This is a genomic window from Desulfovibrio sp. 6_1_46AFAA (genome assembly GCF_000224635.1).
Taxonomy (GTDB): domain Bacteria; phylum Desulfobacterota; class Desulfovibrionia; order Desulfovibrionales; family Desulfovibrionaceae; genus Desulfovibrio; species Desulfovibrio fairfieldensis.
Genome location: NZ_JH114304.1, coordinates 40015 through 53920 on the forward strand (window position 1 = coordinate 40015; position 13906 = coordinate 53920).

The following is a 13906-nucleotide window of genomic DNA, read 5'->3' on the forward strand; positions in this document are numbered from 1 at the left end:
TGAAGTCTTTTCAAGAGCAACGGAGCTCAAAAATGAGAATTGAATTGTAGGCAAAGCCACGTTTCTTACTCTCTAGTTTTTATGGTAAATTTTTGACAAAATTTCTTTATGGAACAAAAAAACTCCCGTTTCGTTTCAAATGCCTTGGCATTCAATGAAATGGGAGTTCCTGAAATCATCTAGTGGCGGAGGGGGTGGGATTCGAACCCACGTACCGGCTATTAACCGATAACTCGATTTCGAGTCGAGCGCGTTACGGCCGCTTCGCTACCCCTCCGCGTCGTATGGCGGAGTCGCGCCGGGCAAATTGCCACAGCGGAATCGGAGAAACCTTCTAGCGTACTTTCGCGTGAAAGGCAACGCCGCGCGGGCTTTTTTCGCCGGATACCCGATGCCGTCCGGCGTGGCTGCACCGCGTCTGAGGCAGGGCGTATGCTTATGGCTTCTGTACGATTGCGGCGCCGAACACCCCCACGCGTCCGCATGATTACTTTTTGTCCAGCACCGCCATGACTTCCAGGGCATCGGCCTGCCGCGGATCGGCCTGCAGGGCGCGCAGGGCCGTATCCTCGGCCTGGGCGCGCCGATGCCACTCCAAATACATTTTTGCCATTTTGCCGAAGGTGGAGGGATGGCCGCCGAAAGTGCGCAGAACGGCCTTGTAGATATTTTCGGCCTTTTCGAATTCACGCAGTTTCAGCCAGGCGGCCACGGCTCCGGTGTAGGCCGCCGCTTCACGGGGTTGAGCCTGCATGGCTTCCTCATACATTTCGGCGGCTTCCGTATATTGTCCGGCGGCGGTGAAAATCTGGCCCAACTGGATGCGGATGCCTTCCTCGTCGCTGAATTCTTCGGCCACGCGTTTCAGAAAAGCGCGTCCCTTGGCGGGCTGGCCTTCGTGTATCAGTTGCACGCCGGTCCGGATCAGATTTTTTTTGCGTTCCAGGCGCGCTTCGGCTTCCTGCCGGATGGAATTCTCCGCCTCTTCCCGCAAAATTTTGGCCAGGCCGTCCAGCACGGTGGCCAGGGCGCTTTCCTTGCCCTGATGATAGAAAATCTCGCGGGGGATGCCGCTTTGGGCGGGGTCGAGCAGAGGCTGCATGCTCTGATGATGGACCAGGGCGCTCAGAAATTCGCTGATCTGGATGTCCAGCTCCGCCCTGGCCGCGCGCGTCAGCTGCAGGCCCGCGTATTGGCGCAGGGCCGCGCTCATGGAGGTCAGGGCCCGCTTCACTTCATTGCGGCGCAGATAGCCGTTGGCGCGGGCGATATTTTCACGCACTTCCTTGGGCGCGACGGTGAGCATGGTTATTTTGCCTCCTGCCAATGCGCCGCGATGGCCTGTCGGTGGGACTGCAAAAGATTCAGCGCGGCTCTCGGCACCAGATAATCCACACTGCGTCCGGCCAGCCAGAGTTCGCGGATGCGCGAGGCGCTCACGGCCAGCCAGGGCAGCGGCAGAAAATGCGCCAGCCCGCCGCCGGGCAGGGCCATGCAGCGGCCTCCGGGCAGAACAGGCGGGTGTTCGCGGGCCTCGGGCCAGAGGGCGCTGGTCATGTCCGTGAATTCCTCGGCTGTGAGATCGCCGCGCGGCACCACCACGAAGTGGCAGAGCCGGGGCAGTTCCAGGCCCTGGTGCCAGGTGGGCAGCAGGGCGAAATCCGGGCTGCCCAGCAGAAAATAGAAGTCCGTGTCCGGCTCCGCCGCGCGATAGGCCTGCAAGGTGTCCCAGGTGTAGGAGGGGCCGTCCCGCAGGGCTTCCAGACGGTTGCAGCGCAGCCAGGGCAGGGGGGCCAGGGCCGCCTCCAGCATGGCGGCGCGCAGCTCAAAGGGCAGCAGGTGCCCGGTTTTCTTGTGCGGCGGCTGGGCGCAGGGCACCATATCCACACCCTGCACCAGGTCGCCCAGTGCCTCGCGCGCCTCCACGGCCAGACGCAGATGACCCACGTGCGGCGGATTGAAACTGCCGCCCAGAATGGCCCGGCCCGGACGCCGGACGCCGTGCGCCGTCATTTACTGCCGTACCTGCCCCTGGCCCAGCACCACGAATTTGGTGGTGGTCAGCTCCTGCACGCCCATGGGGCCGTAGGCGTGCAGCTTGGAGGTGGAAATGCCGATTTCCGCGCCCAGGCCCAGTTGGCCGCCGTCGTTAAAACGGCTGGAGGCGTTGACCGCCACCATGGAGGCGTCGGCCTCGCGCAGAAAACGCATGGCGTGGCCGTAGTCGCGGGTGCAGATGATTTCGGTGTGGTTGGAGCCGTAACGGGCGATGTGGTCCAGGGCCGCGTCCAGATCGTCCACCACGAGCACGGCCAGGATCAGGGCGTGGAACTCCTGGCCGAGATCCTCGGGCTGCAGAAGCACGGCACCGGGGCCGAGCAGGGGCAGGGCTTCCGGGGAGGCCCGGAATTCCACCCCGGCGGCGCCCAGTTTCGCTGCCGCCAGCGGCAGAAAGTTCGTTGCCGCGTCCTTGTGCACCAGCAGGCATTCCAGGGCGTTGCACACGCCGGGCCGCTGCACCTTGGCGTTGAAGACGATCTCCAGGGCCTGATCCTGATCCGCATCCGCGTCGATAAAGGCGTGGCAGACGCCCTTGAAGTGCTTGAGCACCGGCATGGCGGCCGCTTCGGTGACGGCGCGCACCAGGCCTTCGCCGCCGCGCGGGATGATGACGTCGATGTACCGGTCCAGCTTGCACAGGGCCGTCACCGCCGCATGGTCCGTGATGCCCACCAGCTGCGCGGCCTGGGGCGGCAGGCCCGCGTCGGACAGGGCCGTTTGCAGCAGCCCGGCCAGCGCCGTGTTGGAATGCAGGGCCTCGCTGCCGCCGCGCAGAATCACCGCGTTGCCCGCCTTGATGCAGAGGATGGCCGCGTCGATGGTCACATTGGGCCGGGCCTCGTAAATCATGGCAATGACCCCGAGGGGGATGCGCATGCGTCCCACCAGCAGGCCGTTGGGCTGTTGCCATTGCTGTTCCGTGACGCCCACGGGATCGGGCAGCTGGGCCACATGCAGGCAGGCCGCGCGCATCTCGGCCATGATGGCCGGGGTCAGGGTCAGGCGGTCCAGACGCGGGGCATCCAGGCCCGCGGCGCGGGCCGCGTCCAGATCCTTGCGGTTGGCGGTCAGGATTTCCTCTTCCCGCGCGGCCAGCTGGTCCGCCAGTCCGATCAGGGCCCGCGTCTTGATTTCGGCGCAGGCCCGGCTCATGGCCCGGGCCGCTTCACGGGCCCGCGCGGCCAGGCGTTCCATTTCTTCCGCAGGCGTCATGGCTGCTCCTTTGCGCCGCCGTGAGCGGCGGGGATATTTATTTTGACAGGGAGGCTGGCTTTGGCCTATGTAAATAGTTCCGTCAGGAACAGCCTGCCCGCGTCGCGGGCTTCCGGCTTTGGGCAGTTCCGTCTCCCTAAGGAGTTTTTGATACATGAATCCGCAAAAGAATCAAGGCGAGGAGACTTCGCCCCTGTTTCGCGATCTGCAGGCTGAAGTCAGTTCCGAAAGCGCGCCCCTCCTGCAGTTCATGCTGCGCCATGCGGGCATTATCGCCGGTGTGGTGATCCTCTTTCTGCTGGTCCTGGCAGGCACGGGCATCTGGCGCTGGTACAGCGGCGGCAAGAACGAGGACGCCCGCCAGGAACTGGCGCGCGTCAGCATGACCATGCAGGGGCAGGAACGCCTCAAGGCCCTGGCCGCCCTGGCCGACAAGGCCCCGTCCGACGTGCGCCTTTCCGTGCTGTTGGCCTGGGCCCAGAGCGCCCTGGAGAGCGGGGACGCCGCTGTTGCCGCCGAGGTTTACGCCAAAGCCGCCAAGCTGGACGCCGACGGCGCGCTGGGTCTGGCCGCCGCCCTGGGCGAGGCCGGAAGCCTGCTCAAGGCGGGCAAGAACGCCGAGGCCCTGACCTTGCTGCAGGGCCTGGAAGCGCGCCTGCCGGGTGAAAACCGTTCCGTCCAGCTGCGCCAGATGCTGGCCGAAGCCGCCGCCAGGGCGGGGCAGAAGGATCTGGCTGCCAAGACCTACCAGGCCCTGGCTCAGGAAGTGAACGGTCTTGACGGGGAGTATTTCCGCGTCCGGGCCGAGGCGCTGGTTCCCGCCGCCGGGAGCGCGCCTGAAAAGCCGGTTCAGAACTAGTGTCTGATTGCGAAAATTTCGAGCATGGCCATGCTCGAAATTTTCGCAGGATCGTCAACGAAAAAACGTGGTTTTTCGCTGACTCACGGCGGTTACGCCGCCGCAAACCCTACGGGTTTTGTGTGTCTGATTTTCCCAATTAGACACGAATACGCCGTAATGCGTGCCGGACGCCGACCGCGCCCGGCGACGCCGGGGCGGAAAAGTCCGGCTGGGGGTATCCATTTGCGGCCCGCGCGGCACGCGCGCAGGGTCTGGAGGAAGCATGAGCAACGATCCGCTGTTGCGCGGCGCCCGTGGGGAGCGCCATCTGTTATTGGGCAATGAAGCTATCGTGCGCGGCGCTCTGGAAGCGGGCGTGCACATGGTTTCCTGTTATCCGGGCACGCCGTCCTCGGAAGTGGCCGACACCTTCCTCCGCTTGGGCGGTGAGGGCCGCTACCGGCTGGAATACTCCATCAACGAGAAGGTCGCCATGGAAGTGGCCGCCGGCGGTGCCTTGGGCGGCGCCATGAGCCTGGTGGCCATGAAGCATGTGGGCCTCAACGTGGCCGCCGATCCCCTGTTTACCTCGGCCTATATCGGCCTGCCCGGCGGTCTGGTGGTGCTCACGGCCGACGACCCCGGCTGCCATTCCAGCCAGAACGAGCAGGACAACCGCCATTACGCCCGTTTCGCCTCTCTGCCCTGTTTTGAGCCCGTTTCGGCTCAGGAAGCCAAGGAAATGACCCGCGAGGCCTTCCGTCTGGCCCGCGAACTGCAACAGCCGGTCATGCTGCGCACTACCACCAGGGTCAGCCATATGCGCGGACCCGTGGATTTTGACGATCTGCCCGCGCCCCAGCCCAAGGTGGCCTTCAAGCGCGAGCCGGGACGCTTTGTGCCGGTGCCCGCCGTGGCCTGCCGCCGTCATCTGGCTCTGGACGCCAACCTGGAAAAGGCCCGCCAGATCGCCGAGGGCAGCCGCTTCAACGTGGAGCGCGAACCCGCCGGACAGACCCGCCTGGGGATCATCGCCAGCGGCGTGGCCCGCAATTACCTGGCCGACGCCCTGGCCAGCGGCGGTTGGGAAGACCGCGTGCGCGTGCTGGAACTGGGCATGACCTGGCCCCTGCCCAGCGAAATGATCGTCGCGTTCCTCCAGAAATGCGACCGGGTGCTGGTGCTGGAGGAAGGCGCGGACCTGCTGGAACAGGACGTGCGCGCCCTGGCCCAGCGGCGCGGCCTGAACGTGCGCATTGAGGGCAAGAATGAAAATCTGACCGGCCAGGGGGAATATTCCACCACCCTGGTGCTGCGTCGCCTGTCCGCCTGGCTGGACTGCCCTTGTCCGGCCAAGCCCGCGCGTCCAGTAGAGGCGCAGCTGCCGGGCCGTCCGCCCAACCTCTGCCCCGGCTGTTCGCACCGCGCCGTTTACTATGCCGTGCGTCAGGTCTTCGGGGACGAAGCCATCTATTCCAGCGACATCGGCTGCTACACGTTGGGCCTGCTGCCGCCCCTGCGCACCGCGGACTTTCTGGTCTGCATGGGCTCGTCCATTTCGGCGGGCAGCGGCTTTGCGCGGGCTTCGGGCAAGCCGGTGGTGGGTTTCATCGGCGACTCCACCTTTTTCCACTCCGGCATGACCGGCTTGGCGAATGCGGTCTTCAACCACCACGATCTGCTGTTGGTCGTTCTGGACAACGGCACCACGGCCATGACCGGCCATCAGCCCAATCCCGGCATGCTGCAGGAAATGCTCGGCGACATGAGCGTGCATATGGATATGGAAGCCGTGGTGCGCGGCCTGGGCGTGACCGAATGCGTCAAGGTAAAGGCCTTCAATCTCAAGGCCGTGACCAAGGCCCTGGAGGAAATGAAGGACAAGTCCGGGGTGCGGGTGCTCATCGCCGAGGAGCCGTGCGTGCTCTATGCCCGTCGTCGCCTCAAGAAAGGGCAGCCCCAGGTGGCCCAGGTGGTGCAGCAGGGCGAGGAAGCCTTGCGCTGCCTGGAGCAGCTGGCCTGTCCGGCCTTTTATCGCCAGGGCGACAATCTGGCGGTGGATGAAACCCTGTGTTCCGGCTGCATGATCTGCCTGCAGATCGCTCCCACGGCCTTTAAAGCCAAAAAGCGCTGAGTGGTGAAACAATGAAAGCACACGACAAGCAAAAACGGATGCGGATTTATTTCACCGGCGTGGGCGGCCAGGGCACGTTGACGGCGACTACCCTGCTGGCGCGTACGGCTCTGCAGGCCGGTCTGGATGTGGTGGCCGGGGAAGTGCACGGCATGGCCCAGCGCGGCGGCGTGGTGGAATCCGTGCTGTTGCTGGGCGGCTGGCGTTCGCCCAAACTGGACTTCGGGGAGGCCGATGTGCTGCTGGGCTTTGAACCTCTGGAAACCCTGCGCGGCCTGCCCTATCTGCGGCCCGGCGGAACGGTGTTTTCCAGCAGCGATCCCCTGCCGCCGGTCAGCGTCTCCCTGGGACAGGCCGGCTATCCTGACATGGCCTATATTGAGGAACAGACCCGGCTGGTGGCGGGGCAATGCCGCTTCATTCCCTGCCGCGAGCTGGGACTCCGGGCCGGTTCGGCCCAGAGCGGCAATACCGTGCTGCTGAGCGCGGTCTGCGCCTCCGGCGTGCTGCCTTTCGGCGTGGACGCCTTGGAAGCGGCCATCAAGAAGTTTCTGCCCGCTAAGCTGCAGGAGTCCAATCTTAAGGCCTTGGAGTTGGGCAAGACGGTTCTGGCCTAAGTCTGTTGGCACTACGGCCCTTTCGCCCTCTGCCTGCGTCAGAAAGACTTTTTATTCCGGCCGAGTACCACAAGAGTACACTCCTTCCATAAAAAGTCTTCCTTCCTTGGCAGAGAACAAAATTTCTCGTAGTGGCCAACAGGCTTTGAAGAGTAACAGCCCTGTAAAACAACAGCCCGCCGTGGTGAAAACCATCGGCGGGCTGTTTGCTTTTCAAATGCCGGAATCCGGGATTACTCTGATTGCAAAAATTTTGAGTAGAGTTCTGCTCTCAATTTTCGGAGGATCGTCAGAGAAAAAACGTGGTTTTTCGCTGACTCACGGCGGCTGCGCCGCCGCAAGACCCTCTAGGTTTTGTGTGCCTAATTTTTTAAATTAGACACTACATGCCCAACTGGGCCAGCATATCGTCGATGGCCCCCTGAGAGACGCCTTTCTTGGGACCGTTGAGCGAGGAAACGACCTTGCGGTTCTGGCGGAAATCCTCCACAGCCTTGCTGGCTTCCTCTTTCAGGGCCTGGGCGTTCTTGGCCGGGTCTTTTTCCGCGCCGTCCATGATCAGGCCGGAAGAGACATAGAGCTCCACCACGCTGTTTTCAATCTTGTTCAGAGCCGCCACCACCCGTTTGATCCGCTGGCCCGTGATGTCCTGAAAACTCAGGGTGGTCAGCAGGCTGGTGAGATCATCGCCCAATTGGCTGTTGATCTCGGCAAGGCGGGCCTTCTGGCATTCCGTGGCCGTGCCTTCCCGCACGGCGGCCAGCAGTTCCGCGCTTTCGGCTTGGAGATCCAGATGCTTCTCCACGATTTCCATGATGCTCATGGTGGCTGTTTCCGTGGCTTTGAGCACTTCCCCCAACTGGTCCGAAGCCTCGTGGAACAGGGCGTCCGTTTCGGGCACGGGCGAAGCCTGATCGCTGGAAGCCGTGGAAATCTGCTGGTAAATATCCTTCAGCCCCTGGCGCATGTCCGTGCTCAACTGTCTGTACACGGTCGGCTCATCTGCGTGGTCCGCCATCCCGTTCCCCTTTCCGGCCCTGCCGAAAGGTTAGAGTGCTGCGAGTAGGGGGCCGGGCCCCTCAGAGTCTGTACCCCTTGTCATGACAAGGGGTTGGCTGCAAACCCTTGCCGGAGCGGTTCACACATTTCATGCCTGAGCCGCTCTCCGCCGTGAGACGTTTTGCCGCCGGGACAGGCCCGGCGGCAAAACACACTCCGGACGAAAATGACCGCTTACTTGTTGGTCTTCAAAAAGCTCTTGGCGCGGGCGGCTTCCGGTGAATTGGGGAACTTCTTGATCAGTTCCTGCATCCGGGCTTTGGCCGCGGCCCCCTGGTTGATTTTGCTGAAGCTGATGCCCTGCTTCAGATAGGCGCCGGGCGTGCGCGTGGACTTGGGATATTTTTTGATCACCGTATCATAGGCCAGGGCCGCGTCCGCGAACTGATTGCGCTGGAAGTAGCACTCCGCCAGGTAGTACTGGGCTTCCGGGGCCAGGTTGTGGTCCTTGTAATTTTTCAGAAAGTCCGTGAAGGAGCGCTGGGCTTCCTCGTACTTGCGGGCGTTGAAGGCATTGACGCCCGCGTCGAAGAGGGCCAGGGAAATGTCCTTCTGCGGGGCCTGCACCACGGGCTGGGGCGAGGGCTGGCCCCAGGTGCCGGCGTTGGGAGCCTGGGCGGGCTGGGCCGCCTGCTGGCCCTGATAGGGCTGTGTGCCCGCAGGCACGGCCGCCGTGTAGCCGGGACTGCCCGCGGGCATGCCGCCCTGGGCCGGTTGGCCGTAGGTTGCTTCGGGCTGGCCGTACGACGGCGTGTTCGCGGTCCCAGTCATGGGCACGGCCGGAGTCGTCGGCGCAGCCGCCGACACGGGCGTGGACGGCAGGGGATCGCCCAGATTGAGATTCAGGGCCATGCTGCTCTCCACCTGGCGCAGGGCCGCATCATGGCGATTGACGCGTTCCACCAGGGCGCGCGCGCCGCCCACATTCTGCAGATCGTCCATCTGGCCCTTGAGGGTGTTCAACTCCTGCCGCATGGCCTGGAGCTGGTTCCAGGCGTCGGCCTGGGCGGGCTGCAATTGTCTGAGCTGCATGTCGTGCTGCTGCACCTGCTGTTCCAGATTCAGGGTGCTGCCGCCGCCGGAGCCGCTCTGCACGCAGGCGCCCAGCAACAGACTGGCGCAGCCCAGGAGCAGGAGATGGGAAGAACGGGATCTGTTCATGATAGCCTCGTTTCAGCGTTGAATTTTTCCACAGGCCTTGGTGCGGCCCGTAAATATGTAGATGATGCCGCCCAGTACCGGCAGAAAGACCACCAGCACCAGCCAGAGCGCACGTTGCTGGGGCGTCTCGAACTCATGACTCCAGATGTGCCAGATGCTCCAGAAGCTGGGAAGCATGGGAATCAAGGCTACCAGCGGATGCCACCAGGCAAAGGTCATGCTTTTCTCCCCGTGCCGGACGTGCCGCGGGCGGACGCGCCGTCCCGCGCGTTTTCCGGCGATTTGCGCCAGATGACCAGACAGGCCAGAAAGGCGCCGATACAGATGGCCATATCCGCCACATTGAAGGCGGGCCAGTGCCAGTCGCCCCAGTAAAAATCCAGAAAATCCACCACGGCCCGGAAGCGCAGGCGGTCCGCCAGGTTGCCCAGAGCACCGCCCAGCACCAGGCCCAGCCCGGCGAAAAGCCAGGGTTGATGGCGTGAGCCGCGCACCAGGGCGATGATGGCCCAGGCCGCCACCACGGTGGCCGCCAGGAAGAGCCAGAACTGCCATTCAATGTCCGAGCGGTTCAGAAAACCGAAGGCCGCGCCCCGGTTGCGGATGTTGATCAGGTCGAAGAAACCGGGGATCACCACCACGGGCCGGTGCTCGGGAATGGCGGTCATGACCCACCATTTGCTGAGCTGGTCCAGCACAAAGGCCAGCGCGGCCAGGCCGCCCAAAATCAGATAGCGCCGTCTCATTCGGCCGCGCGTCCTTCCTGCTCCCCGAGGGGAAGGTTTTTGAGCACCGCCGCGCAACGCGGGCAAAGCGTGGGATGGGCCGGGTCCGTGCCCAGTTCCGTGCTGTAAATCCAGCAGCGCTCGCACTTTTCGCCGTGGGCCTTTTCCACGCCGATGGCCAGGCCGGACACTTCGCTGTCGCTGTAGGCATCTTTCGGAGCCTCGGCCAGGGGGGCCAGTTCCAACTGGGAGACGATGCAGACCGCGCGCAGGTCCGTGTTCAGGCTTTCCAGGCGCTCGCGCAACTCGTCGGCCAGGTAGAGCGTGACCCGCGTATCCAGGGAATGGCCCACCACGCCGTCGCGGCGCAGGGGTTCAATGGCCCTGGTCACCGCGCCGCGCACGGCCAGCAGCACGTTCCAGTCGTCGCGCCGGCCTTCGGGCAGCAGAAATTCCTCGCCGGACACGGCCTGCAGGGCGAAGACCGTGGGTTCGGGCCCGCGCAGGTCCGCCGGAAGGTGGCTGAAGATTTCCTCGGCTGTGAAGGAGAGCACCGGAGCCATGTCGCGCAGCAGCAGACGCAGAATGTGCCACAGGGCCGTCTGGGCCGAGCGGCGTTCCCGGCTGGTCGCGCCCGAGGCGTAGAGGCGGTCCTTGAGGATATCCAGATAAACGGAGGAGAGATCCGTGACGCAGTAATTGTGCAGGCTGTGGTAGACCTTGTGGAATTCAAAGTCCGTGTAGGCCTGCTGCACGCGCTCGTGCATGCGCGCGGCCACGTCCAGGGCAAAGCGGTCCAGGGGCAGCAATTGCTCCAGGGGCAGCAGGTCCGCTTGGCTCAGGCCGTCGATGTTGCCCAGGATGAAACGGCAGGTGTTGCGGATGCGGCGGTAGGCGTCCACCAGACGGCCCAGGATCTGGTCCGAAATGCGGATGTCTTCGCGGTATTCCACCGAGGAAACCCAGAGGCGCACGATCTCGGCCCCGAACTTCTCGATGAGTTCCTGCGGGGCGATGACATTGCCGATGGATTTGGACATCTTGCGGCCTTCGCCGTCCACCACGTAGCCGTGGGTCAGCACCGAGCGGTAGGGAGGCCGCCCGCGCGTGCCCTCGGACACCAGCAGGGAACTGTGGAACCAGCCGCGATGCTGGTCCGAGCCTTCCAGGTAGAGGTCCGCCGGGTAGGAGAGCTCTGGCCGCGCTTCCAGCACGGCCGCGAAGCTGGTGCCGGAGTCGAACCAGACGTCCAGGATGTCGCTTTCCTTTGTCCAGTGGCTGCCGCCGCAGTGCGGGCACTTCAGGCCGTCGGGCACGATCTCGCTCAGGTCCGCCTCGTACCAGTAGTCGCAGCCCGTGGGGTGCTTGGCGAAGCGGTCGCTGATGTCGCGCATCCAGGCGGGATCGTTCCAGGCCTCGCCGCAGTCCTCGCAACGCAGGGCCAGGATCGGCACGCCCCACTGGCGCTGGCGCGAAATGCACCAATCCGGCCGGGATTCGATCATATTGTAGATGCGGTCCCGGCCCCAGGCCGGAATCCACTGCACGTCCTTGTCGATGCTCTCCAGGGCCCGCTTGCGCAGGTCGTTTTTCTCCATGCTGATGAACCACTGGGTGGTGGCCCGGAAGATCACCGGATTTTTACAGCGCCAGCAGTGCGGATAGGAATGCTGAATTTTGCCTTCCTGGAGCAGCGCGCCCTTTTCCTTGAGCTTTTCAATGACCTTGGGGTTGGCTTCGGTGACCGTGAGCCCGGCGAAAAATTCCACTGTGGGCAGAAAACGGCCCGCGTCGTCCAGGGGAGAATAAATGTCCAGGCCGTACTTGAGGCCCACTTCGTAGTCCTCGCGGCCGTGGCCCGGCGCGGTGTGCACGCAGCCGGTACCCGTGTCCAGGGTCACGTGCAGGCCCAGGGTCAGGGGCGAGGGACGGTCGTAGAAGGGATGGCGGGCCACCAGGCCTTCGAGCTGCGCGCCCGTGGCCCGGCCCAGAATTTTGGGATCGTTCCAGCCGAACAGGGCGGCGCAGGGCGCGAGGCGTTCCTCGGCCAGCAGATACTGGCTGCCCCCGGCCTCCACCAGCACGTAAGTGAATTCCGGATGCAGGCAGACGGCCATATTGTCCGGCAGGGTCCAGGGCGTGGTGGTCCAGATGACCACATAGGCGCGGGAAGGGGCAGCCTGCGGGAAGACTTTGCCCAGGCCCGCGTCGGGCAGGGGAAAGCGCACGTAGATGGAGGGGGAAGTGTGGTCGTAGTATTCCACCTCGGCTTCGGCCAGAGCCGTATGGCAGGAGCAGCACCAGTAGATGGGCTTCTTGGCGCGGATCACGCTGCCCTTTTCCACAAAATCGGCCAGTTCGCGCGCCGTGGTGGCCTCATAGGCGGGCTTCATGCTCATGTAGGGATCGTCCCAGTCCCCGAGCACGCCCAGCCGCTTGAATTCCTTGCGCTGCACGTCGATCCACTTGGCCGCGTAGTCGCGGCAGAGCTTGCGCACCACATGGGCGGGCAGGGTCTTTTTCTTTTCCTTGAGTTCCTGCTCCACCTTGTGCTCGATGGGCAGGCCGTGGCAATCCCAGCCCGGCACATAGCGGGAGGCGTAGCCCTGCATGTTGCGGGATTTGACCACAATGTCCTTGAGAATCTTGTTCAGCGCCGTGCCCATGTGAATGTGCCCGTTGGCGTAGGGCGGCCCGTCGTGCAGCACATAGGCGCCACGGCTGCCCGAAGCCTCGACCATGGCTTCGCGGGCGTTGATCTGGTCCCACTTCTTGAGGGTTTCCGGCTCGCGCTGGGCCAGATTGGCCTTCATGGGAAAGGCGGTTTGCGGAAGATTCAGGGTTTTTTTGTAGTCACTCATGCTGGCTCCCAGCGGCTGTGCCCGGCCCGAGGGCAGAAGAGGATGCGGGCGAAAGAAAAATCGCTCTAGTGTGGGCAAAGAGCGCCCTAAAGTCAAGAAGGCCGCTTTTCTGCGGCCTTCCCGGGCGTGGGCTTGTCGGCATACACTGTGCGGAGAGGCGGCCTCAGAGCAATTTCACGTTGGAATCGCTCCGGCGGCTGCGAGAGCTGACGTCAGCCACGAGCGTCAGTCGTTGGCGGCTATGCCGCCTTACGGATGACGACAGCAGAGATAGGCTGAAGGCAGCGCCAACGTTGAGAATGATAATTCCCAACGTTAATCCGGGCTAGAACGGGGCCGGCGTGCCCTCCATGGCTTCGGCCAGTTCGCGCAGGGCTGCGAGGCTGTCCTGAGCCTCCTGGGGCGTCATGGTATGCAGGGCGAACCCGGCGTGGAGAATGACATAATCGCCGATCTGCGGCGGTTCAGGCAAAAGCATGACGGAAGCGGTCAGAAAGGTCTGGCTTTCGCCCACGCGCACGCGGGCCATGCCTTCTTCCTGAAGTTCCACAATCTGGACGGGAATGGCTAGACACATGGCGGGGACCTCACTGCACTGAAGAATAAGCATTCATGGCGTAACGGCAAGACGCGCCGGGCGCGCCGCCGGAAAGCTGTCGGGCCAGGAGAAATATCAGCATAGCAGGGGAGCAATGGCGAAGCAAGGGCGGCGGCGAACCTCAGCGGGACAGGCGCATCAAAAACATGCTGTCAGCATATGCTTATAGGTATCGTTTTACCCAACCGCGATTGCGCATCAATCGTGAAGGAAGGACATCCGCGCCCGTGATGCACGCGCGGCAAATCAAAACCACCCGCATAGCGGGTGGTTTGCTCCAGCCCTATAAGGGCTTGTTACCGGCCAGCGTCTAAAGGCGCTGGCTTTCACTTTGTTCAAGCCCAGTGCCCTTGCCGCTTTGGCTTACCCCTGGAAGGGGTTTTGGTATTCTCGGGTACTTACTCGATCTTGCAGAATATCATGCTTCTCTTGCTGCTGAATGTATTTTTTGACCGTTACCTCATTGAGTCCTACCGTACTGACGAAATATCCTTCCGCCAAGAATTTCCTATTGCCAAATTTGTACTTCAGGTTTGCATGCTTATCGAAAATCATCAATGAGCTTTTTCCTTTCAGGTACCCCATGAAACTTGATACACTGATTTTTGGAGGAATACTCACCAGCATGTGCACATGA

The 13906-nt window shown here is 63.1% G+C and carries 13 protein-coding genes and 1 tRNA gene; 3 read left to right on the top strand and 11 right to left on the bottom strand.

Translation table 11 applies throughout. The annotated features are described in order from the left end of the window. Positions 1–183: 183 nt before the first annotated feature. The 4 genes from HMPREF1022_RS12845 to HMPREF1022_RS12860 all read right to left on the bottom strand — a co-directional run bounded on the left by HMPREF1022_RS12845 (position 184) and on the right by HMPREF1022_RS12860 (position 3273). Positions 184–277: transfer RNA gene (locus HMPREF1022_RS12845), tRNA-Ser, on the bottom strand. Positions 278–487: 210 nt separating this feature from the next. Further along, on the bottom strand, positions 488–1306 hold the full coding sequence (locus HMPREF1022_RS12850) for a tetratricopeptide repeat protein (RefSeq protein WP_009303432.1): 819 nt from the start codon (positions 1304–1306) through the stop codon (positions 488–490). A 2-nt stretch (positions 1307–1308) separates the two neighbouring features. After that, the gene (nadD, locus tag HMPREF1022_RS12855; RefSeq protein ID WP_009303433.1) at positions 1309–2013 is read right to left on the bottom strand and encodes a nicotinate (nicotinamide) nucleotide adenylyltransferase; all 705 of its coding nucleotides are present in this window, start codon (positions 2011–2013) and stop codon (positions 1309–1311) included. Beyond that, positions 2014–3273: a glutamate-5-semialdehyde dehydrogenase gene (locus tag HMPREF1022_RS12860; RefSeq protein WP_009303434.1), complete on the bottom strand. Its 1260-nt coding sequence runs from the start codon at positions 3271–3273 to the stop codon at positions 2014–2016. Positions 3274–3427: 154 nt separating this feature from the next. On the opposite strand from HMPREF1022_RS12860, the gene HMPREF1022_RS12865 reads away from it, so the two are divergent. From HMPREF1022_RS12865 to HMPREF1022_RS12875, 3 genes are all read left to right on the top strand, one after another. Next, the gene (locus HMPREF1022_RS12865) at positions 3428–4132 is read left to right on the top strand and encodes a tetratricopeptide repeat protein (RefSeq protein WP_008686318.1); all 705 of its coding nucleotides are present in this window, start codon (positions 3428–3430) and stop codon (positions 4130–4132) included. Positions 4133–4397: 265 nt separating this feature from the next. Further along, complete coding sequence (gene iorA, locus HMPREF1022_RS12870) at positions 4398–6248, top strand: indolepyruvate ferredoxin oxidoreductase subunit alpha (protein WP_008686317.1); 1851 nt, start codon at positions 4398–4400, stop codon at positions 6246–6248. Positions 6249–6259: 11 nt separating this feature from the next. Then, positions 6260–6865, top strand: a complete 606-nt coding sequence (locus HMPREF1022_RS12875) for an indolepyruvate oxidoreductase subunit beta (RefSeq protein WP_008686316.1) — start codon at positions 6260–6262, stop codon at positions 6863–6865. Positions 6866–7247: 382 nt separating this feature from the next. On the opposite strand, the gene HMPREF1022_RS12880 is transcribed toward HMPREF1022_RS12875, so the two are convergent. The 7 genes from HMPREF1022_RS12880 to tnpA all read right to left on the bottom strand — a co-directional run. Beyond that, the gene (locus HMPREF1022_RS12880; RefSeq protein ID WP_009303435.1) at positions 7248–7883 is read right to left on the bottom strand and encodes a protein phosphatase CheZ; all 636 of its coding nucleotides are present in this window, start codon (positions 7881–7883) and stop codon (positions 7248–7250) included. 215 nt (positions 7884–8098) lie between these two features. Beyond that, on the bottom strand, positions 8099–9085 hold the full coding sequence (ybgF, locus tag HMPREF1022_RS12885; protein WP_009303436.1) for a tol-pal system protein YbgF: 987 nt from the start codon (positions 9083–9085) through the stop codon (positions 8099–8101). A gap of 12 nt (positions 9086–9097) precedes the next feature. Continuing rightward, on the bottom strand, positions 9098–9304 hold the full coding sequence (locus tag HMPREF1022_RS12890) for a PLDc N-terminal domain-containing protein (protein ID WP_008686313.1): 207 nt from the start codon (positions 9302–9304) through the stop codon (positions 9098–9100). Then, complete coding sequence (gene lspA, locus HMPREF1022_RS12895; RefSeq protein WP_009303437.1) at positions 9301–9831, bottom strand: signal peptidase II; 531 nt, start codon at positions 9829–9831, stop codon at positions 9301–9303. Before lspA ends, HMPREF1022_RS12890 begins: the two co-directional genes overlap by 4 nt. Beyond that, positions 9828–12671 carry an isoleucine--tRNA ligase gene (gene ileS / locus HMPREF1022_RS12900; protein ID WP_009303438.1) on the bottom strand — a complete coding sequence of 948 codons (2844 nt, stop codon included), beginning with the start codon at positions 12669–12671 and terminating at the stop codon, positions 9828–9830. Before ileS ends, lspA begins: the two co-directional genes overlap by 4 nt. Before the next feature lie 325 nt (positions 12672–12996). Then, positions 12997–13248, bottom strand: a complete 252-nt coding sequence (locus tag HMPREF1022_RS12905; RefSeq protein WP_009303439.1) for a HypC/HybG/HupF family hydrogenase formation chaperone — start codon at positions 13246–13248, stop codon at positions 12997–12999. Positions 13249–13632: 384 nt separating this feature from the next. Beyond that, positions 13633–13906, bottom strand: a 274-nt coding sequence (gene tnpA / locus HMPREF1022_RS12910) for an IS200/IS605 family transposase (protein ID WP_009303440.1), incomplete at its 5' end; no start/stop codon positions are given.

Bases quoted from the DNA above. Each gene is read 5' to 3' on its own strand.
- HMPREF1022_RS12850 (WP_009303432.1), bottom strand. From the start codon at position 1,306: ATGCTCACCGTCGCGCCCAAGGAAGTGCGTGAAAATATCGCCCGCGCC.
- nadD (WP_009303433.1), bottom strand. From the start codon at position 2,013: ATGACGGCGCACGGCGTCCGGCGTCCGGGCCGGGCCATTCTGGGCGGC.
- HMPREF1022_RS12860 (WP_009303434.1), bottom strand. From the start codon at position 3,273: ATGACGCCTGCGGAAGAAATGGAACGCCTGGCCGCGCGGGCCCGTGAA.
- HMPREF1022_RS12865 (WP_008686318.1), top strand. From the start codon at position 3,428: ATGAATCCGCAAAAGAATCAAGGCGAGGAGACTTCGCCCCTGTTTCGC.
- iorA (WP_008686317.1), top strand. From the start codon at position 4,398: ATGAGCAACGATCCGCTGTTGCGCGGCGCCCGTGGGGAGCGCCATCTG.
- HMPREF1022_RS12875 (WP_008686316.1), top strand. From the start codon at position 6,260: ATGAAAGCACACGACAAGCAAAAACGGATGCGGATTTATTTCACCGGC.
- HMPREF1022_RS12880 (WP_009303435.1), bottom strand. From the start codon at position 7,883: ATGGCGGACCACGCAGATGAGCCGACCGTGTACAGACAGTTGAGCACG.
- ybgF (WP_009303436.1), bottom strand. From the start codon at position 9,085: ATGAACAGATCCCGTTCTTCCCATCTCCTGCTCCTGGGCTGCGCCAGT.
- HMPREF1022_RS12890 (WP_008686313.1), bottom strand. From the start codon at position 9,304: ATGACCTTTGCCTGGTGGCATCCGCTGGTAGCCTTGATTCCCATGCTT.
- lspA (WP_009303437.1), bottom strand. From the start codon at position 9,831: ATGAGACGGCGCTATCTGATTTTGGGCGGCCTGGCCGCGCTGGCCTTT.
- ileS (WP_009303438.1), bottom strand. From the start codon at position 12,671: ATGAGTGACTACAAAAAAACCCTGAATCTTCCGCAAACCGCCTTTCCC.
- HMPREF1022_RS12905 (WP_009303439.1), bottom strand. From the start codon at position 13,248: ATGTGTCTAGCCATTCCCGTCCAGATTGTGGAACTTCAGGAAGAAGGC.